Origin of the sequence: Capnocytophaga endodontalis (assembly GCF_002209445.1) — a bacterium.
GTDB classification, from domain to species: Bacteria; Bacteroidota; Bacteroidia; order Flavobacteriales; family Flavobacteriaceae; genus Capnocytophaga; species Capnocytophaga periodontitidis.
Genome location: NZ_CP022022.1, coordinates 330,910 through 349,643, shown reverse-complemented (window position 1 = coordinate 349,643; position 18,734 = coordinate 330,910). Strand labels below are relative to the sequence as shown.

General features: G+C 33.5%; 29 protein-coding genes. 16 read left to right on the top strand and 13 right to left on the bottom strand.

Translation table 11 applies throughout. The features are described 5' to 3' along the window. Positions 1-18 precede the first annotated feature (18 nt). The 16 genes from rpmI to CBG49_RS01635 all read left to right on the top strand — a co-directional run bounded on the left by rpmI (position 19) and on the right by CBG49_RS01635 (position 9,743). Positions 19-216, top strand: a complete 198-nt coding sequence (rpmI, locus tag CBG49_RS01710; protein ID WP_002674635.1) for a 50S ribosomal protein L35 — start codon at positions 19-21, stop codon at positions 214-216. A gap of 101 nt (positions 217-317) precedes the next feature. After that, positions 318-662 carry a 50S ribosomal protein L20 gene (gene rplT, locus CBG49_RS01705; protein ID WP_002674637.1) on the top strand — a complete coding sequence of 115 codons (345 nt, stop codon included), beginning with the start codon at positions 318-320 and terminating at the stop codon, positions 660-662. A 147-nt stretch (positions 663-809) separates the two neighbouring features. Further along, the gene (locus CBG49_RS01700) at positions 810-1,376 is read left to right on the top strand and encodes a hypothetical protein (RefSeq protein WP_088595234.1); all 567 of its coding nucleotides are present in this window, start codon (positions 810-812) and stop codon (positions 1,374-1,376) included. Then, entirely contained in the window at positions 1,373-1,570 is a 198-nt protein-coding gene (locus CBG49_RS01695) for a hypothetical protein (protein ID WP_088593111.1), read from the top strand. Before CBG49_RS01700 ends, CBG49_RS01695 begins: the two co-directional genes overlap by 4 nt. Positions 1,571-1,597: 27 nt before the next feature. After that, complete coding sequence (locus CBG49_RS01690; RefSeq protein ID WP_088593110.1) at positions 1,598-2,110, top strand: DUF4878 domain-containing protein; 513 nt, start codon at positions 1,598-1,600, stop codon at positions 2,108-2,110. A 26-nt stretch (positions 2,111-2,136) separates the two neighbouring features. Next, on the top strand, positions 2,137-2,892 hold the full coding sequence (locus tag CBG49_RS01685) for a C40 family peptidase (protein WP_227002929.1): 756 nt from the start codon (positions 2,137-2,139) through the stop codon (positions 2,890-2,892). A gap of 142 nt (positions 2,893-3,034) precedes the next feature. Then, positions 3,035-4,645 (top strand): C10 family peptidase, encoded by a 1,611-nt coding sequence (locus tag CBG49_RS01680; RefSeq protein WP_088593109.1) that lies wholly within the window; start codon positions 3,035-3,037, stop codon positions 4,643-4,645. A 6-nt stretch (positions 4,646-4,651) separates the two neighbouring features. Further along, complete coding sequence (locus CBG49_RS01675) at positions 4,652-5,086, top strand: hypothetical protein (protein ID WP_088593108.1); 435 nt, start codon at positions 4,652-4,654, stop codon at positions 5,084-5,086. 51 nt (positions 5,087-5,137) lie between these two features. After that, positions 5,138-5,590, top strand: a complete 453-nt coding sequence (locus CBG49_RS01670) for a hypothetical protein (protein WP_088593107.1) — start codon at positions 5,138-5,140, stop codon at positions 5,588-5,590. Positions 5,591-5,639: 49 nt separating this feature from the next. Next, the gene (locus CBG49_RS01665) at positions 5,640-5,954 is read left to right on the top strand and encodes a hypothetical protein (protein WP_088593106.1); all 315 of its coding nucleotides are present in this window, start codon (positions 5,640-5,642) and stop codon (positions 5,952-5,954) included. A 113-nt stretch (positions 5,955-6,067) separates the two neighbouring features. Continuing rightward, on the top strand, positions 6,068-7,201 hold the full coding sequence (locus CBG49_RS01660; protein WP_088593105.1) for a clostripain-related cysteine peptidase: 1,134 nt from the start codon (positions 6,068-6,070) through the stop codon (positions 7,199-7,201). A gap of 81 nt (positions 7,202-7,282) precedes the next feature. Beyond that, on the top strand, positions 7,283-7,741 hold the full coding sequence (locus tag CBG49_RS01655; RefSeq protein WP_088593104.1) for a hypothetical protein: 459 nt from the start codon (positions 7,283-7,285) through the stop codon (positions 7,739-7,741). Positions 7,742-7,782: 41 nt separating this feature from the next. Continuing rightward, on the top strand, positions 7,783-8,220 hold the full coding sequence (locus tag CBG49_RS01650; protein ID WP_088593103.1) for a hypothetical protein: 438 nt from the start codon (positions 7,783-7,785) through the stop codon (positions 8,218-8,220). A gap of 53 nt (positions 8,221-8,273) precedes the next feature. Then, on the top strand, positions 8,274-8,738 hold the full coding sequence (locus CBG49_RS01645) for a hypothetical protein (RefSeq protein WP_088593102.1): 465 nt from the start codon (positions 8,274-8,276) through the stop codon (positions 8,736-8,738). Between the two features lie 264 nt (positions 8,739-9,002). Continuing rightward, a complete protein-coding gene (locus CBG49_RS16330) occupies positions 9,003-9,203 on the top strand; it encodes a hypothetical protein (protein ID WP_335582328.1) in 201 nt (66 codons plus the stop codon). 12 nt (positions 9,204-9,215) lie between these two features. Continuing rightward, entirely contained in the window at positions 9,216-9,743 is a 528-nt protein-coding gene (locus tag CBG49_RS01635) for a hypothetical protein (RefSeq protein ID WP_088593101.1), read from the top strand. Between the two features lie 643 nt (positions 9,744-10,386). Here CBG49_RS01635 and CBG49_RS01625 read toward each other — a convergent pair. The 13 genes from CBG49_RS01625 to CBG49_RS01565 all read right to left on the bottom strand — a co-directional run bounded on the left by CBG49_RS01625 (position 10,387) and on the right by CBG49_RS01565 (position 18,568). Continuing rightward, positions 10,387-10,956 (bottom strand): hypothetical protein, encoded by a 570-nt coding sequence (locus CBG49_RS01625; protein ID WP_088593099.1) that lies wholly within the window; start codon positions 10,954-10,956, stop codon positions 10,387-10,389. A 195-nt stretch (positions 10,957-11,151) separates the two neighbouring features. Continuing rightward, positions 11,152-11,490 (bottom strand): hypothetical protein, encoded by a 339-nt coding sequence (locus CBG49_RS01620; RefSeq protein WP_009411958.1) that lies wholly within the window; start codon positions 11,488-11,490, stop codon positions 11,152-11,154. Continuing rightward, positions 11,484-11,870, bottom strand: a complete 387-nt coding sequence (locus CBG49_RS01615; protein WP_088595232.1) for a papain fold toxin domain-containing protein — start codon at positions 11,868-11,870, stop codon at positions 11,484-11,486. Before CBG49_RS01615 ends, CBG49_RS01620 begins: the two co-directional genes overlap by 7 nt. A 107-nt stretch (positions 11,871-11,977) precedes the next feature. Next, the gene (locus tag CBG49_RS01610) at positions 11,978-12,247 is read right to left on the bottom strand and encodes a hypothetical protein (protein WP_088593098.1); all 270 of its coding nucleotides are present in this window, start codon (positions 12,245-12,247) and stop codon (positions 11,978-11,980) included. 87 nt (positions 12,248-12,334) lie between these two features. Next, positions 12,335-12,940 carry a hypothetical protein gene (locus tag CBG49_RS01605; RefSeq protein WP_088593097.1) on the bottom strand — a complete coding sequence of 202 codons (606 nt, stop codon included), beginning with the start codon at positions 12,938-12,940 and terminating at the stop codon, positions 12,335-12,337. Between the two features lie 181 nt (positions 12,941-13,121). After that, positions 13,122-14,027: a leucine-rich repeat domain-containing protein gene (locus CBG49_RS01600; RefSeq protein WP_157668342.1), complete on the bottom strand. Its 906-nt coding sequence runs from the start codon at positions 14,025-14,027 to the stop codon at positions 13,122-13,124. A 200-nt stretch (positions 14,028-14,227) separates the two neighbouring features. After that, positions 14,228-14,617, bottom strand: coding sequence for a hypothetical protein (locus CBG49_RS01595; RefSeq protein WP_088593095.1), 390 nt, complete (start codon positions 14,615-14,617; stop codon positions 14,228-14,230). A gap of 138 nt (positions 14,618-14,755) precedes the next feature. Continuing rightward, the gene (locus CBG49_RS01590) at positions 14,756-15,346 is read right to left on the bottom strand and encodes a DUF416 family protein (protein WP_088593094.1); all 591 of its coding nucleotides are present in this window, start codon (positions 15,344-15,346) and stop codon (positions 14,756-14,758) included. 153 nt (positions 15,347-15,499) lie between these two features. After that, a complete protein-coding gene (locus tag CBG49_RS01585) occupies positions 15,500-15,841 on the bottom strand; it encodes a hypothetical protein (protein WP_088593093.1) in 342 nt (113 codons plus the stop codon). 64 nt (positions 15,842-15,905) lie between these two features. Then, positions 15,906-16,352, bottom strand: coding sequence for a hypothetical protein (locus CBG49_RS01580; RefSeq protein ID WP_088593092.1), 447 nt, complete (start codon positions 16,350-16,352; stop codon positions 15,906-15,908). Positions 16,353-16,458: 106 nt separating this feature from the next. Further along, on the bottom strand, positions 16,459-16,842 hold the full coding sequence (locus CBG49_RS01575) for a hypothetical protein (RefSeq protein WP_088593091.1): 384 nt from the start codon (positions 16,840-16,842) through the stop codon (positions 16,459-16,461). A gap of 84 nt (positions 16,843-16,926) precedes the next feature. Continuing rightward, a complete protein-coding gene (locus CBG49_RS01570) occupies positions 16,927-17,178 on the bottom strand; it encodes a hypothetical protein (RefSeq protein ID WP_088593090.1) in 252 nt (83 codons plus the stop codon). A gap of 25 nt (positions 17,179-17,203) precedes the next feature. Beyond that, on the bottom strand, positions 17,204-18,568 hold the full coding sequence (locus tag CBG49_RS01565) for an ATP-binding protein (protein WP_088593089.1): 1,365 nt from the start codon (positions 18,566-18,568) through the stop codon (positions 17,204-17,206). Between the last annotated feature and the right edge of the window lie 166 nt (positions 18,569-18,734).

The window sequence follows — 18,734 nt, the reverse complement described above, 5'->3', positions numbered from 1 at the left end:
CAATAAAAATCTAAGCAAATGCCAAAAATTAAAACTAAATCTGGAGCTAAAAAGCGCTTCAAGCTCACCGGCTCTGGTAAAATCAAGAGAAAACACGCGTTCAAAAGCCACATCTTAACTAAGAAAGCTAAAAAACGCAAGTTAGCACTCACCCACGCTACGCTCGTTCACTCTAACGACGAAGCAAGCGTGAAGAAACAATTAGGCTTAAAATAATTGTTTAAATAGTAGGAAATTAATAACCGTGGAGTAGGTACCCCTAAGAGTTTGTTTTAAGCACAAACCACCTGCTACAAAAATTAAAAAAAAAGGAATTTATGCCAAGATCAGTAAATGCTGTAGCTCGTAGAGCTCGTAGAAAAAAAATAATGAAGCAAGCCAAAGGTTTCTTTGGCCGCAGAAAAAACGTTTGGACGGTAGCCAAAAACGCTGTTGAGAAAGCAATGCAGTACGCTTACCGCGACCGCCGTAACAAGAAGAGAACCTTCCGCGCTTTGTGGATTGTGCGTATCAACGCAGGGGCTCGCTTGCACGGATTGTCTTACTCTCAATTTATGGGTAAACTTAAAGCAGCTGATATCCAGCTCAACCGTAAAGTTCTTGCCGATTTGGCAATGAACCACCCCGAAGCGTTCAAAGCTATTGTAGAAAAAGTAAAATAAACGTTTAACTAACGATATAATTCCGTATAAAATAGGCTGTCTCATAAAAAGACAGCCTATTTTTTTCGTCATTTGTAACTCGTAATTCGTATTTTTTTATTACCTTTGCCCCATCAATTAAAAAAAACATTACCACTTTATAAAATTATGGAAGATATTTGTATGATAGGTCACCATGGTACAAATTTTGAAAATTGTAATAAAATACTAAAATCTAACTATCAAATTTCAAAAGGAGATGAACATTGGTTAGGTGATGGTGTTTACTTTTTTGTCAAAGGAGTTTCTTCAAAAACAATAGATTTAGCAGAAAAATGGGCTATAGCAGCTTCTTGGGATAAAGATAATAAAACAAATAAATACACTAAATATGTAGTGCTAGAATCTCAAATAAAGGTTCAGAGAGAACGCTTTTTAGACCTCACAACAGAAGAAGGAATAAGTATATTACTCTATTTTCTAGATAAATATTTTGGGAAACTAAAAGAATTAGGTAAAGGATTAAATTTTTATGATGGACTGCTGATTAACCTAATGAGAGGTGAAAGAGTTTTTGACATTGATGTTGTCAAAGGAAATTTCTATATTAAATTTGAAAAAGAAAGAAAATATAGGGTTAATTTAAGAACTTGTAACTGTACTATATGTGCTGTTTACAACCCTCATAAAAATATCAAATCAACAAAAGTAATAAATAAAGGAGTTATCAAATGAAACTATCAGATGTAAAAGAAAAAATAGATGATTTTTTCGATCGTACTACCCCACAAGAGTTGTACGATTTGTCTCTCCGTTATGGATTTCAAGAAATTGGAGACAAAGATGAAGAAACAATGCATAATTCTGAAACTTTCTCTTTTTATAGTGAAGATAAAGAGAAAGAAGAGGATGTTTTAGTCATCGCTTAAATTTAAAAAATTAAAAACACTCATAAAATGAAAAAACTTTTCTTATCTCTCTTCCTTATCGGAAGTCTAATGCTTACCTCTTGTTCTGGCAACTCCCCTAAAACCGTTGCCGAGAAATTTATGACAGCTGTAAACGCTAACAATTTTGATGAAGCTGGCAAATATTGCGATGCTCAAACCTCTCAATTGCTCAAATCATTCAGCGAGTTTATGAAATCCGTACCTTCATCCGATGCTAAAAACGAACAATTGTTCAAAGGTTTTAAAATTACCAAAGTTGAAGAAAACGGCGATACAGCTAAAGTATTCTACACTACCGAAGATAGCAACGGCAAAGAAAACGCCCTCGACCTCAAAAAAGTAGACGGCAAATGGATTGTTTCTATGAACAAAGAAAATAAAGAAAACGGCGGTGGCGCTCACGACCACAGCGATGGTCACGACCACAATATGCCAGAAATGCAGCCTAATATCGACCCCGATGCCCCCGATATGCCTGCTGATGTAGAAACACAAACCACTACCCCTACTAACAAGTAAGATTACAACACTTTTAAACTACAACTTTGCCAAAGTTCCCTGCCCCTACGGCTCGCATTGCCCGTGCGGCTCGCACCTTTGGCAAAGTTCTTTTTATACCTAACCTTCTGACAATGAAAAAACTTCTCTTTTTTCTCGCAGTCTTCCTGCTCCTCTCCTACGCTGCTTTTCGCATTTTTTTCTATATCGACCATCGAAGTGAAGAAAAACAAGTTGCCGAGAATGAGCATTCCCTCCGTCTTACCCCTTCCCAACTCAATTCTCTACAAGAGGGCGATATCATTCTTAGGCGTGGTTATGGTATATTCAGCGATCTGATTGCTAAACGTCTTAACGACGGTCGTTTTGATGTTACTCACTGTGGTATTCTCTGCCGCAAAAATGGCAATTGGTGGGTAATTCACTCCCTCTCTTCCGATGTAAGCAACATCGATGGTATGCAAGAACAGCCCTTAAACGCTTTTCTTAAATACTCAATGCCCGAGAAAATCTTGATCGTGCGCCCTTTGCACAGCACCCCCGATCAAGGTCGTGCTGTAGTGCAACGCGCCGAATACTACCTCAAAGCTCAAATCCCTTTCGACCATTTAGGCACTATCGATGAGCCTTCTCAACTTTATTGCACCGAACTCATCTACCAAATTTTAGACAACGACCTTCATTTCGTCGCTTTCCCTACCGATAAAACCCAACGCCAACAACTTTTCACCACTATGACGACTCTTTACAACCCTAAATACTTCGAAATCATCATCAATACATATCCAAATAAAAAGCAATAAAGCTTATAGAAAAATACTAAATTCTCACTTTTAGTAGAAAAATCTGCCTTTTCTATATTTTGTATAATTTTCTAATTCTCAAATTTGCTAATTTGCTAATTATTTTCTACCTTTGTCGCGCAATCCTAAAAACTAACCCTATATGAAAAAACATCTATTTATTTTTACCATTGCAGGACTCTTCTTTTCCTGCCAACGCGAAGAGGCAGACGCCCCGTTCGCAACCGACACCGATATTTCAGTATTACCCAGTACTGAAACGAAGGCTTCCAACGATGGACTTTTAGGTTGGGTGGCTCTCACAGGGCAAACCCATATTTCGACGGAGGAAGCCCAAGAAACCGCTCTTGCTACCGCTATGCAAATGCGTGAAGTAGAGGGTATCGTTACCAAAGCTCCCTTAAAAATTGGCTCAATTGAGGTAGTAAAGGGCAACACTCGCAAGCCTTACGTACCCACCAAAGGCAACGCAAAACCCGAACAAGCCGATGTGTACATTGTAAACTTTGCTAATAACCAAGGTTATGTAGTTACCTCAGCCGATAGGCGTGTTCCCAGCGTGTTAGCTTACAATTCCTACGGACATCTCGGCGACACCATTTCTAACCCCGGACAGGCAATCCTGTTTAGCTATATGCAAGCATATATAGAAGAACAGCGCGAAGCCTTTGAAGCCAATAAAGAAAAACTCGTTACCAAAGCCGAAGAAGCTATTTTTAAGCAACTTTCTAAGGAACAACAAGCAGAACTCATTGCTGAGGGCTACTTTGATGAGAACGGAAAGAAAATAAAGAGCAAAGGCAAAAGACCAAGAAGAATCTGTTATTTTGATAGCATAGAGGATCCTGGAGATGGTCAAGAAAGAAGAATTGTTTATGGCGAATGGGAAACGAAGGAGGTTAAAGCACCTTTAATTAAAACACTATGGGGACAAAATGGTAGTTATAACGATGCTCTTCCTTTATATTGTGAGTCAAGAACAGACGAACCTCCTGTAGGTTGTACAGCAGTAGCCATAGGACAATTGTTAGCCTATCACAAAAAACCTGATAGCATTGTAGGACGAAAAATGCATTGGGACGATATGACCAAAGTAGATGCGAGAGATATGTTTTCTAGTATCTATAGTTATGATGTTTGGGATAACCCAATTGCCAAAGGTGATATTCAACACTTATTAGCACATTTAGGTGATCGTAACCTTTTATATATGGATTATGGATGCAAGGAAAGTGGTTCAAGTAGAGAGTTTGGCACTTTGCATTCATTAGGCTATACAGAAATAAAAAAGGAAAAATACAATGATGTACAAGTTATTTCAGAGCTAAAAAATAACCGTCCTTTACTTATTGATGGTTGTGCCATTGAGACAGACCATAAGATAGATTTATTAATTACTAAGATTGAATGGCAAACCTATGATAAATGCCACGCTTGGTTATTAGACGGCTATGTAAGAAGAGAGAGAATAATAACAACTCAGATTGATTGTAACTACGGAGAAGATTCTGTTAGAGAACAATATACAGAAAACTTAGAATTAGTTCATAATAATTTTGGGTGGGGAGACTCTTATAATAAAACTAAATATGGTGTATTAGGATTAGATGGTTCTTATGCTCAAGGTACTGGTTGGTATCATATAGGTATTTTTAATGCTAAAGGAAGTAAAGAAAATTCTAACTCCTATAAATCATCTGGAGAACTTTTTAATTACCGTTTTCAGTTAGGTTTAATTAGTAACATAAAATAATTTTCCATGAAAAGATTCCTATCTATAATATTACTATTTGCAGTAATAGCCTGTAATAAAAAAAGTGATAAATGCGTAGTACCTCCTCCTTTTTTTACTTTGTTTATAACTAAATCAGCTCCTGAATATCAAAATTTCTTGAACGATAAAGGAGAAGCTGATAAGGAGAATGTGTATTTCTATCAAATGGTGAATAATAACGAAAAGAAATACCAAACCTTTCTATCTATTGATAATCCTGACAACAAAGAATATGCTTTAGTAGTTATGGTGAATGGAGAAATTCTATATACAGGAAAGTTAGAAACACTTTACCTCAAAAATAAAGCTAAAACTTACAAGATAGAATTTTTAGGTGAGTTGGGTAATTGTGAAGAAGCTTACTTTAAAGAAATGTATATAGATGGCGTAAAAAACAACGATTTCATCTTAATAAAATAACCTTAGCCCTTTGGCAGAGAATCCTCTGCCAAAGGGTATAAAAAGTATGTTATGAAAAATCTCTTACTCTTTACAATGCTATTCATTGTATTAGCTTGTAACCAAAACACAAAAGAAGATGAAACACCAGCTCCTTGCTGTTCTCCTCCTCCTTTTTTTTACTTGTTTATAACTAAATCTGCTCCTGAGTATCAAGATTTTTTGAACAATAAAGGGGAAGGTGATAGAGATAATGTGTATTTCTATCAAATAGTAAACAATACTGAAAAGAAATACCACACTTTGCTACTTACTGATAATTCTAAAAATAAAGATTATGCTGAAGTAGCAACTGAGAGTGCAATATTTCTATATACAGGAAAAACAGAAACTCTTTACCTTAAAAATAAGGCTAAAACCTACAAAATAGAGTTTTTAGGTACTATTGGAGAATGCTGTTCTGCTCATTTCCAAGAAATGTATATAGACGGTGTGAAAAACAACGATTTTATCTTAATAAAATAACCTTAACTCCTCTGGCAGTAACCCTGCCAGAGGTTTTTACCATTTTTCTATGCGTTACTTTATATATCTATTTGCAGTCGTTGCCCTATCTTGCTCTAAAGAAGCCATAGAGCCCGAAAACTATACCCTTCGTATTCAAAACCGCTATTTTGAAGCAGTGACCGTTTCGGTAGGTGAGCATTTTTCTGAAAAACTATCACCCAATACTGTTTCTAAGGCATTTACTTTGCCTAAAGGCACTTATAAAGTAGTAGCCATCACGGCTTCACGCCTACGCTTGGAAAGCACAGTACAAATACAAGGTAGTAAAAGTGAACTCACAATCGATATTTGCCCAAAAGGAAAAATTAGTATTGTTTATTAATTTTTGTATCAGTTCAATATCTTAAAGTTATGATTTACAATTGTTTTTCCAGCTTGTCCCCCTTCGGGGGAACAGGGCTTTCGCTGGCTTTGTGCAAAACTAAAAAATAAACTATGCGTTATTACTCTTTACTTCTTATTAGCTTGGGGTTACTTTCTTGCCAAAAAGATAGCCCAACCCCTGAGCCTTTACCTCCTCACGAAATCACACTCGTGTATATGGTTGCTGATAACGACCTCGCTCCCTATGCCTTAAAAGACCTCAACGAAATAGAACGTGGTTTTGTGCCTAACGGAAGGGACAAACTTTTGGTGTATATCGATAGCAATACTTCTATCGCTTTGCCTTCACACCCTGTACTTTTAGAAATTGTACACGATACCACCGAGATAATAGCCTCTAAAATCATCGCTTCTTACCCCGAACAAAATTCAACTGATAAAACCGTAATGAGCAATGTGTTGAGAGACGCTTTGAGCTATTACAAAGGTGACAATCGTTATAAAGGACTTGTGCTTTGGTCGCACGGCAATGCTTGGTTGCCGGAAGGTTATCATATAGAAACCGAAAACAAATCAGGAGTGGTGGTAAAATCGTTTGGGAAAGATATGAGTCCGCGAGAGGGGGCTATGGAGCTTCCTGACCTTGCGGAAGTTTTAAGTCCTTATCGTTTTGATTATATCCTTTTCGACGCTTGCTTTATGGGGTCGGTAGAGGTGCTCTATGAATTACGACATTCTGCCCGTTACTTTATTGCTTCGCCTGCCGAAATTCTTGCCGATGGTTTTCCTTATCACCACCTATTGCCTTACCTTATAGGGAAATTACAATTAGAAAAAGCAACCGAGGCTTACTACAACTATTACAATGCTTTGGAGGGCGCACGACAGTCGGCTACGGTTACTTTGGTAGATAGTGAGCAGTTGGAAGCATTAGCTTCTTTCTGTAAACAACTCAACACTTCTGAGTTGTCTTTAGCCCATTTGCAACAATACAGTAGGAATAACGAAAAGTATTTGTTTGACCTCAAACAAGTGCTTTCGGAGAGCAAAGCCAGTGTGGCTATAGAACCTATTTGGCTACAACTCTGTAAGGTTGAAAGACACACACCGAGATTTGCTAATATTGCGCTTACACATTGCAACGGACTGAGTGTTTATTTGTTCGGCAAGAATGAAACGCTGAATAACTATTACAAACAATTGTCGTGGTATAGAACTACAAGGTTTCATTTCTCGTATAAATAGCTTATAATTTTCTAATCCTCAAATTTGCTAATTTGCTAATTTTCTCCTACCTTTGTCGCGTAATCCTAAAACTAACCTTATATGAAAAAAATATTATGCCTTACAACTTTATTTCTTCTAATAGCGTGTAAAGAAAGTAAAGAAGAATATCTATGTTCGCCACCACTTCCTACTTTTAGTATGTGGATAAACAAAAACTCTGAGGTTCATAAGGAATTTATCAACGAAAGAGGAAACATCGACTCTACTCATATTGCCTTATATAAACAAGTAGATAATACAAAGAAAAACTATCCAATAAGATTCCTTTATGAAACAGACCCTCAAGGAAACACCTATTTACATATAGGAACTCAGCTTTGGTTTAAGAATGATGTGTATACTGGCAAAACAGAAACTCTCTACCTTCAAAATGCTTCCAAAACCTATAAAATAGAAGTAAATGGTTATATGAAAAACGATAAGTGTGGAGAGTATGCTGTAACAAATGAAATCCGTGTAGACGGTGTAAAAGTAGAAAATCATTATTTAGCAAAATAACCTTAGCCCTTTAGTAGATTACTCTTATAAAAAAGTATGTTATGAAAAATCTCTTATTTTTTATAATACTATTAACTGTAATAGCCTGTAACAAAAAAAGTGATAAATGCGTAGTACCTCCTCCTTTTTTTACTTTGTTTATAACTAAATCAGCTCCTGAATACCAAGATTTCTTGAACGATAAAGGAGAAGCTGATAAGGAGAATGTGTACTTCTACCAAATTATAGAAAATAGAGCAGAAAAGAAATACCTAACCTTACTATCTATTGATAATCCTAATAACAAAGAGTATGCAGAAGTTATTATGGTAGATGCAAGAAATCTATACACAGGAAAGTTAGAAACACTTTACCTCAAGAATAAAGCTAAAACTTACAAGATAGAATTTTTAGGTGAGTTGGGTAATTGTGAAGAAGCTTACTTTAAAGAAATGTATATAGATGGCGTAAAAAACAACGATTTTATCTTAGTGAAATAACCTTAGCCCTTTGGCAGAGGATTCTCTGCCAAAGGGTATTAAAAAGGAGTACTATGAAAAAAGTAATTTACTACATAACTTTTCTACTCTTATTTACTAATTGTAAAGATAATAGCGAAAGATGTATGAATGAGCCTACTTCTTTAGCTATTATAGTTATGAATAATAAAATGGATAGAAAGGAGTTGGTATACAGTTTTCGGAATGCAACAGAAGAAGCTACTCTATACAAAAGAGTAGATAATAAAAGAGTAGACATAAGTAAATGCCACATTGCTAACGGAAATATAGCCATTGCAAGTGCAGGAAGGGCTCTAAAAAACTTCTACACAACAAACGTAGAAACTTTTTATTTAGAGTACAATAGCAAGGTAGACACTTTGCAAATAAAAGGAATCTATTATGACGATTCAGGTTGTGGAGATAATGCTTATTTATCAGAGCTGTATTTCAACCATAAAAAAATAGAGCTCAACCTCATTAGTGATCATACCTATCTAATAGATAATACAAAATAATTAAACCTATTCCCTATGAAAAAAATCTTATTATTTTCTCTCTGTGCTATTCTATTGAGTTGTAAGGATAGTGAAATATGTTCGCCACCACCTCCTACTTTTAGTATGTAGGTAAACAAAAACTCTGAGGTTCATAAGGAATTTATCAACGAAAGAGGAAATATCGACTCTACTCATATTGCCCTATACAAACAAGTAGGTAATACAAAGAAGGAGTATCCAATAGGATTTCTTTATGAAACAGACCCTCGAGGAAACACCTATTTGCATATAGGAACTCAGCTTTGGTTTGAGAACGATGTGTATACAGGTAAAACTGAAACGCTCTACCTTCAAAATGCTACCAAAACTTATAAGATAGAAGTAAATGGTTCTATGGAAAACGATAAGTGTGGAGAGTATGCTGTAACAAATGAAATCCGTGTAGACGGTGTAAAAGTAGAAAATCATTACTTAGCAAAATAACCTTTATCCTTTATGAAAAATCTCTTATTCTTTACGCTATTGTTTTTTGCATTGCAAATAAGCGCTCAAGAAGCCTACAACAAAGGCAATGTATTTATTGATGTACAAACAGGTGCTTCGTTTATAGGAGGTATTATTGGCGGAGGTGTACACTATGGAGTGACGCCTCGTATCTCGGTAGGTGCTAATCTTTCTAATCAGAGTTTTAACCTCAATAGTAAGTACGAAACCGCTTATGTGCCTGAGCTCAGCGCCGATTTGCATTTTGATCATCGCATCACTACCGATTGGTATAGCGGTCTCTCTGTAGGCTACTGCTTTTGGCAAAGCAACACTCCTGATAGTTATAGTTCTGGAGGTTGTGAGACCTCTTCCTCCCCTATCCCCGAAAAATTCAGAAGAGAACACCCCGATAATCTCGCATTGTGGAACGTTCACTTGGGCTTCCGTTACTTCATCTTCAAAAATGTAGGTCTCAACGGACAAGTAGCTTTTGGCAATGTACTATCATTCAAAGTTGGTGTAAGTGTAAAAATCTAACCCCCTATCTGTAGAATAGTATAAAGGAAAGTTTTGCTTAAGTAGTTTAGAAAGAGACTCTATTTGCTACCTTTTCTTGTAAATAGCAACAATATCATCTTTTTCGTTTTAAGATTCTGCATATAACTTAACGTGAGTTCGACGTAAGTATTCATTTAACAATCAGCGAAACATTTTAAATCTCCCACAAAGCCAGCGAGTTGGCGCAGCTGGGTATGTGAACACGAATTTTCGCCTGACGGTGAATTATTTTGCGAATATATTATGATACAGAGCTGTAAATCAATGCTCTGTTATATCGAACTGATGTTATTTATAGGGGTTCTTCGTTAGCGTTCTATGAGTTTTTGTGTTGTATTACTCAGTAAGTTTTTGCGATTTAACAACGCAGCTGATACATTAGCCATTATATCCAACAATATATAATGCCATTTTTTTTCATTTGTCTTCTCATATAAGGAGAGACTTTATGTCTTTCAATACCAAATTGCTTTAAATGCTGAATAGGCTTTATACTATTTATCTTTTGCATTGGATTACCAAATAGCTCAAGTACTTTTAAATTGTGCATCTGTTCTAAGCCCTCAAGACTCTCTATTTCACTTTCTTGCAAATCTAAAATTTCATACGTTGTGTTTTTGAATTAGCTTACTGATGAAAAAGTAAGACTTTTCAAATGCATTTTCTCCCATTCATTTTTTATTGCTTCTGAAACAAAAATACTTTTTTCACTATCTACACATATCCAATCTTTGGTAAGTGTTGCTATTTTCTGAGAATCAAAAATGGCATCAAGAAAAACATAACTTTTCTTTGTTTCATCTCTTATCTTAAAGTATGATTGCTCCCAATCAATACATTCTTCTGTTTGTAGAAAGTTGATAATCTTATAATTATGTTTTATCTCCTCATCATTAGCATTAAATAGCCTAAAGGACAACAATTGTATTTCCTTACTTATTTTAGAATTTTGTAAAATAGCATTTTGGAATCTTTCACTTGCCAAATAAATCCCAAAATAAGGAGTGATAATATCTTGATCAAAGAATAATTTTTCTTCTCCATACAGCTTAAAATTGACGTAATCAAAGGATTCATCTAACTGCATTCCATAATTGATTAACCAACGATTATCATTAAGGTCAATCATTTCCAACATAAAATTTTCTTCTGTAATATGTTTGCTGTAACTTTTTATTGTATAATAATTCATAAAACTAATTTTTACATTTTATCTTACCACTCATAATCCCTTCTCTAAGCTCATTCCTTTATACTCTATAACCCAAACATATCCGCATAGAAGTTGGGGTTGTTGCCTGCAAGACCTATGGAGTCTTGAGAGATATATAAACCAGTTTCGGGTGAGTAGTACTATGGTTTTAACAATACATTTGAGATGTTACCATTACCTTTCTATTTTATTAAATTCTTGATAATCTTTATAGAATGTATTTATTTTTTCAGATTCATCTGTAAATAAATCATTATAAATATTTCTCCAATTATCTCTTATTTTTAAATCATATTTAATATATAACCATTCGTCAAAAAATAAGAATTTTTCTTCTACATTTTTTCCTGAAGTATTTTTATGAAAAAGAAAACCAATTATAAAAAAATACAAATTATCGAATTTTTCTTCTTCTCCAAAAAACATAATACTTTTAGCTTTTAAAAGTTCTATTAACTCAGATAAGCTATAATCAATGTATTCCCGTTTTGTATAACTTGTTATTTTCACCATTCTAAAATATTAATATATTGTGTTTTATACTTATTGTTAAAATGAAAATCTATATCATCCAACCAATTATCCAATTTTACTCCTTTTGTTTCTAAATTATCAAAAACTATACTATCAATTTCGATTGCTTCATGAAACTTATTTTTACCTATAATTCCATTCTTTTTTGATATTATATTAGGGGCTATTACATTTTGAATTTGAATATGCTTACCTGTTATTCCAGCTTCTTTCATCAAACTTTTCAATTTTTCTGCAAAATCCTTACATTTGAATATTGCTTTATCTTCATCAGGTATTTTATCTACTAATTCTCTAACTTTCTCTATAGTGTTACAATCCAACCCAAAGACATCCACTTGTATATTGCTATCAAACACATCCGCATAGAAGTTAGGGTTGTTGCCTGCAAGACCTATGGGGTCTTGAGAGATATATAAACCAGTTTCAGGTAAGGTACTATGGTTTTAGCAACACAGCTAAAATATTAGTCAATTTCTAAAACCTCTATTTCTCCTAAAATTATTCTTGTGTCTTCACTAAAATACAAAATATCTCCTACTTGTAATTCTAAATAATCGTGAAAAAAAACTATTTTTACAATAGATTTTTCGCTAGGGGATAAATAATTTCTATCCTTTAGATGTATTTCCCCAGAATAATTTTTTCCATTTATGCTAAACAAAGGACGGTAACCGTTTGAAAAAGGGGTTTTGCGCCCTTCTTTATATAAGAAAAGGTTAGCATTAATTCTCATATACATTTCATTTTAAGTTTATTTAAATCTGTGTTTGGTATTTCAAGCCCCCCGCTGGTATGCTTCTTATAGCGAGTACCTATATTATTAATCTACATTAAAGAGGCTATCATAACCATCTATTGCTTTATTTAATACTTTCAGTTTGTCATAGCTTATTTTCTTTATCCCTGACAATTTTAATTCTTTATATTTTAACTCATCTATAATAATCCCATAAAGAGTACTAGGAAATAAGGGCAAATTTGGAATATCATTTTTTAGAATATACCAATTATTCAAAGGAAGTGGAAAATACATTACCCTACCACATTGCTCACATCTTTTGCAGGAGGATTCCTTTCCTCCTCTTATAGGAACTACTTTTTTAGGAACCATTGAAATATAGTCTTCAGATTTCTTTTTATTTACATCATATACATCCCCTATAAAAAACATTTTTTCTATATTATTTATTTCTAATATAGACATAAGGTCTTTTCGTAACATTTGAATATTCACTCCTATAACAGCAGTAAGTGGAGCAAAGTTTTTTCTAAACTTTTCACTAAGATATATATCAATAGGTGAGGGGGATATAACATTCCCACAAGAACAGATTATTTCTTTATTTTTTAGCTCTTCAATCCAATTGTTATCTGCTTCTGGAATATTTTGAGAAGGATCACTTATTAAGTAAAATATCTTTTCCATTATTCATAAATTTTAAAACTTCCTCGATAGTGTGAGCGTTTCGCCCTACTGCCACGCCTCTTGTTGCTACTGTCTTATTAATTAGGTTTTAAAAACTCTTATTTCTATAGTTCTACATAGTGATTTTGGAGTAATGCAATAAACTTAACAACGCGGCTGAAACATTAGCCCCATTCCCAAGTTATCCTTCACCTAATGTTATGTACTTAATTCCTAAAAGATTCAAATCATCTACAATTTTTAATATTTTATGCTTTTCTATAGCTATTACTTGCAAATTTTTAATAGGAGTTATATCACTTATTTCTTTAATAGGATTATAAAACATATACAGTTTTTTTAAATGAGGCATCTGTTCTACCCCTATCAAACTCTCTATTTTATTTTCTTGTATATCTAAAAACTCAAGAGATTTTAACTTTTTAAAAGGAAGAAAATCAGTAAATGGAGAATCATATAAATCTAAATGTTTTAGTTTCCTACAATTTTCTAATCCCTCTAATTTTTGATTTGTATCAGAGTTATAACCGTACAATTTCTGCAAATTTGGAGTGTTTTTCAAAGAATAAAAATCAAAATCTTTAAAATCTACATATAAATTCTCTAATTTAGGAAAGGATTTATCTATAAACTTAATGTAATTATTTGTTGTGCGTAATTCCTTTAATTTGGGAATATTTACATTAGCTAAATTCGTTATTGATGTGTCCGAGATGTTTAATGTTTTAATTGAGTTACTACTGATGTTTAAATTGTTTATCTTCTTATTCTTTGTAATTTCTAAAGTCTTCAAGTCAGGTAAATCAGGAAAGTTATTAAATATATCCATATTAGGAAAAGAGCAATATTCTAACTTTAAGTCTTTAAGTCGCTCAAATCGTTTTAACGCATTTAAATCTGATAAATTACATTTATAAAGAGTTATTTCCTTTAATGTATCTGCAAAAGGTAAAAAATCATCTAAAGAATCTATATTCTCTTCGGAAAATATTATTTCTACTACTCTATTTCGATATAGCCGTATGGCACTTCTTTTGGAAGAAATGTAGTTTGCAGAAACATTGTCTAAGTGATATTTTTCTTTCAAGTGAGACAACATAATTATTTACAAATTGATGCTTATTATTAAATTTATCAAGGTTTATATTTCCATTAGGATATGTTTCCTCGCTGGCACACCTCTTGCAGCTCGCGCCTATACCAATTAAGTTCCTATTTTATATTACATTGATTAACAAATTTTTATAACTTAACAGCACAGCTGATACATTACCTTATTTCTACCGTTTATCTTATGATGGAAATATCTAATCCTTCAAATGATGTTGTAGCATTTATTTGTATACGATGAGAAGAAGTTTCAATCTTTAATGTGACCACATTTCCAGTTTCATCAAATAAATATCTCATATCAATTATTCTTCCATAGTTTTCTATAGGAGAATGGGACATTATGCAGAAAATATCTTCCTCTTCTAAATCAAAATTACAATTTATCTTTGGTGTCTCTACAAGTTTGATGTTACCATCATTAGAAGATATTTCTATTATCTTTCCATTATCCAATTTAAGAAAACACCACCAAAACATAGGTTTAAATACAGATATTTCTCCCTCTCGTTCTACAAATCCCGATAGAAAAATATCTTCAATCAATAGATTATTATATTGTGTCATACATTTACTCTTTATACATAATTCCTAAGTCAAGTCCTTCCCTCTGCTGGCGCGAGTTTTCAGCTCGTGCCTCTATAATTATTTTATCTTTTTACATTATACTGCTTGGTAGGGTGTTGAACATCTAATACCTTATTTCTACCATTTATCTTTTATATATTGAATGGATAGAGTATTATTCTCCCAATAATTTTTATAAAACTTTAATTCTTCTAATGATACTTTTTTGTTTTCTAAATACTGAAGATACTGAATTTGATAATTTACTTCTTCTGCAATAATAACACTATTTTCTATTCTGTTAAGTAAATGTTTATCAATAAATTTTTGATGAGATAAAAAACAGCATACTTGGAATATAGAATCATATACATATAAACCCGACACCTCATTTTTATGATCATTATTCATTGATTTAAAAGATATATCAAAGCAAATACTCATATTAATTGCTAATGCAACTTCCCATCCTTGAAAATCTTCTTTTGGCAAAATATTTTCTATTTCTCTATTCAAATTATTTAAATCCTTGTTGCTATAAAAAATACTTTCCCATAATCTTTGCTTTATTTGATTAGCATAAATGGTATTTATATTGAATTTTTTTGTATATAACAAATATAACCCATAGATTCTTTCTATGCAATACATAGAATATATAGATTTGTTTATATCAGATAAGCTATATAATTTCTCTATTAGCTTTTCTTTGAAATTTTTGATATTCATTTTAATTACAATCTATTTTTATACCTTTATCTTTCAATTGCCTAAGCAATTATGTTCATCTATCCCCGCGCTTGCACCCTATCAATCAGGCTTTATCTTTTTACATTGTACTGCATGGTAGGTTGTTGAGGTTTTAACAACACATCTGATACATTACCAATTATCAAAGATATTCTCAAATTCATTTGGCTTTCCTTTTAATAAAATGATACCTCCTGATGAAATTATTTTGAAATCATTATTTTTATCTTCTAAAATAACTTCTTGCTTATCTTCATTATATGATATAGATAAACAAGGGTTTTTCCAACTAAAATCAGCTTTTATAAAACGACTTCCTAAAAATACTATATACAAAACCTCTTTATTTTTTTTACTATACAGAAATAAAAGTAATCTCCTCAATCCAGAGCTATATTTATCAATGGTTATGATATCGGGATTGTAACTTTTAATTATAATATTAATATCATCAATATCAAATGTTGTTTTCATTTTTTACATCTTATTTTGCTTATATTCACCAACTGAGAGCTAAAAACATTACCACATTACACTTTTATTGTATTATTAAACCATTTGCTAAGACATTTTCTATAAATAATTCTTCAGATGCTGTTTCTCTTTTTAATTTTTCAATATATAGCCCAAGATTATATTCTGTGCCATCTACATAATAATCAGATTCAAACACATAGTCAGATTTTAAATCAATAGTTGTAACCAAATGATATTCATTACCTAATATTGTTTTTACAAATAAAGATGTAATTTCACTTGTTATATTGTTTTCAATCTTGGATATATCTGTCAGCCTAAATATATTTGTCTCTACAAACATCCAAGTTGTTTGATTTAAGACTATTACTCCAAAAATATCATTCTCCCAAATATCATAAAATCCTTTTCTTTCTGTATTATAAAAGATTTTCCAATATTCATTGTTCTGCATATCATACGATATTACAGTTTTTTTGTCTTCATAGTTTAATAATGTTAGTTCCATAACTATATCATCTTATAAATATTTTATTGATTGGGGTAGGTTGTTGAGATTTTAAGAATATATCCGAGACATTACTAAATTCTTTATTTTACTCAATAAAATAGGATTATTCTTCGCTTAAAACTATGTATTCCGCCCAAAATTCAATCTTTTGTCCTTCATAAAACTCTAAATAAAAGTATCCTCTTCTATCATCCGAAAGTTCCCTCAATTTCCCTTTAGTTTCAAATCTGCCTCTATATAAAGTATCTATTGTAAAACCTTCTGTTTCTTTTATTTGGGGGTAAAAAGAAAAATTAGTAATCGTTACATTTATAAAATTAAAAATCATATTTTTATTCTCTTCAATATGGTTTAGATATATAAATAACTCATTATCAAAATAGGATATTTTTTGACAATAATAGTCATTATGAAAATCATAATAAATATTACTAAACTTATATTGAATCAAATTTTCAAAAAGAGGTATTGAAGTTACATTTATCATAATTAAAATCCTTATTCTCCTATATATTCCGTATCATTGGTGCGAGTGTATCGCTCTGCTGGTGCGAGCTTTCAGCTCGTGCCTCTATTCTTGCTGTGGTTTATAAAAAGTAAGATAATCCTTTCCTTTTTGAGTGAGTTGCAGGGTAATAGCATCTACAAAAACGAGATATCCCTCTTCTTCTAAGTCCGATAGATACATTTTTAGCTTGCCTTGGTATATTATTTCAGGATATTTTCTAATAAGGCACCTATCTACACTGGGGATAGAAACTTCTCCCTCCTTGTTGAGTTCCTTTATAAGCTGTAATAGGTATATTTTCTCTTCTAATAACATATTTCCAATAACTTCTTAAGGATACTTACTGCCTGATTTGTGATAATGCAAATAGCGGACATACCCTCACTGTGCGCTCTGCTCCTTCTTCAGTATCGGTATAGGAGAACGTTCCAAAGTTCTCTAATGAGGCTCTTATGGCGTTCTTTAGCTTCTTTTCGCGCATAAACTGCCACAAACTCTTCATTCCTCCTTGTGTGCCTGCTTTTACTTCTATAGGCAATACTGCCGACTCGTAGGGTATGAGATAATCTACCTCTGCCTGTGCATTTTTGGCTCTGCGCACCCAGTAAAACAACTCGTGACGCATATTGGGGGTGCGGTATCGCAATAGTTCAAGTCCTGCAATCATCTCAGTAAGCGCCCCTTTGTTTACTAAGTCGGTAGGGTTTTGGGTGAGTATTTGGGTTGTAAGCTCTGTGATGTCGCCTGTCATATCAAGCCAACGGAGTAGCAACCCACTGTCGAGCAGTAGCATTTTCCTATAAGTAGGGTCGGCTTCACTTCCTAACGGAAGCCCGTTGGCATCGGTGTGCGTTACAGGGATGATTATACCCGCTAAAATAAGCAATTCCAACGCTTTTTTTACGTCATTACTATGGTATCCCCCTCCTCCCACTTGCGAATAGACAAACTTACTGCCTATTTGCAAGGCGACGCTTTGTAGGGTAAGTCTAAGCAAGGTAGGGTCTACTCTCTTTCGGTATTTAGGAAAATCGTCATGATAGGTGAGTACAATATCGTCTTGCACCTCTTGGCAAGCCAAATAATCGCGTGTGGCTACCCATTTGGCTACTACCTCTGGCATCCCTCCTACCAACATATAAGAGCGAAATAACCCTACTAACTTCTCGTGTAAAGGTAGTGGTAAAGGCGCTTCGGCAGTAGCACTATTGCGCGCTTCCAATAGCAAAGTTTCGCCACAAGCCCTTAAAAACTCATCAAAAGTCATTGGGTAGACAAACATAGAGTGGATACGCCCCACCCCAAAAGTTGGCAATGTTTCGAGAGCAAACTCTAAGAGAGAACCTGCGGCTATCACGTGCAAATCGGGCATATCTTCTTTAAAAAAACGCAATGCCATAATCGCCTCGCCTGCCGCTTGTATCTCGTCTATAAAAAGCAGTGTTTGCCCAGCGACAATAGGCTTGCCCACCATAGCCGAAAGCTGAGGCACTATACGCTTTACATCGAGGTCTCCCTGAAAGAGTTGTATAAATGAAGGTTGCTTTTCTAAGTTTATTTCTACGAAATTTTCAAATTGTTTGCCCAACTCTCTTACTGCTGTCGATTTACCCACCTGACGGGCACCCCTTAACAACAAAGGTTTGCGAGCAGGGCGTAAAGCCCATTCTTTTAGATAGCTGTCTATTAGTCTTGGGTAATACATCTTATAAAAGATAAAGAGTTATATATCAGGCGACAAAGATACAAAATTAAAATTATCCAAAGAAATAATTTGCCGTTTTTTGCAAAAATCCAAAGAAATAAATTGCTTTTTTCTACTAAAAGTTACAGAAAACTTGTGTGTAAGTAAAAAATATTTTACCTTTGCA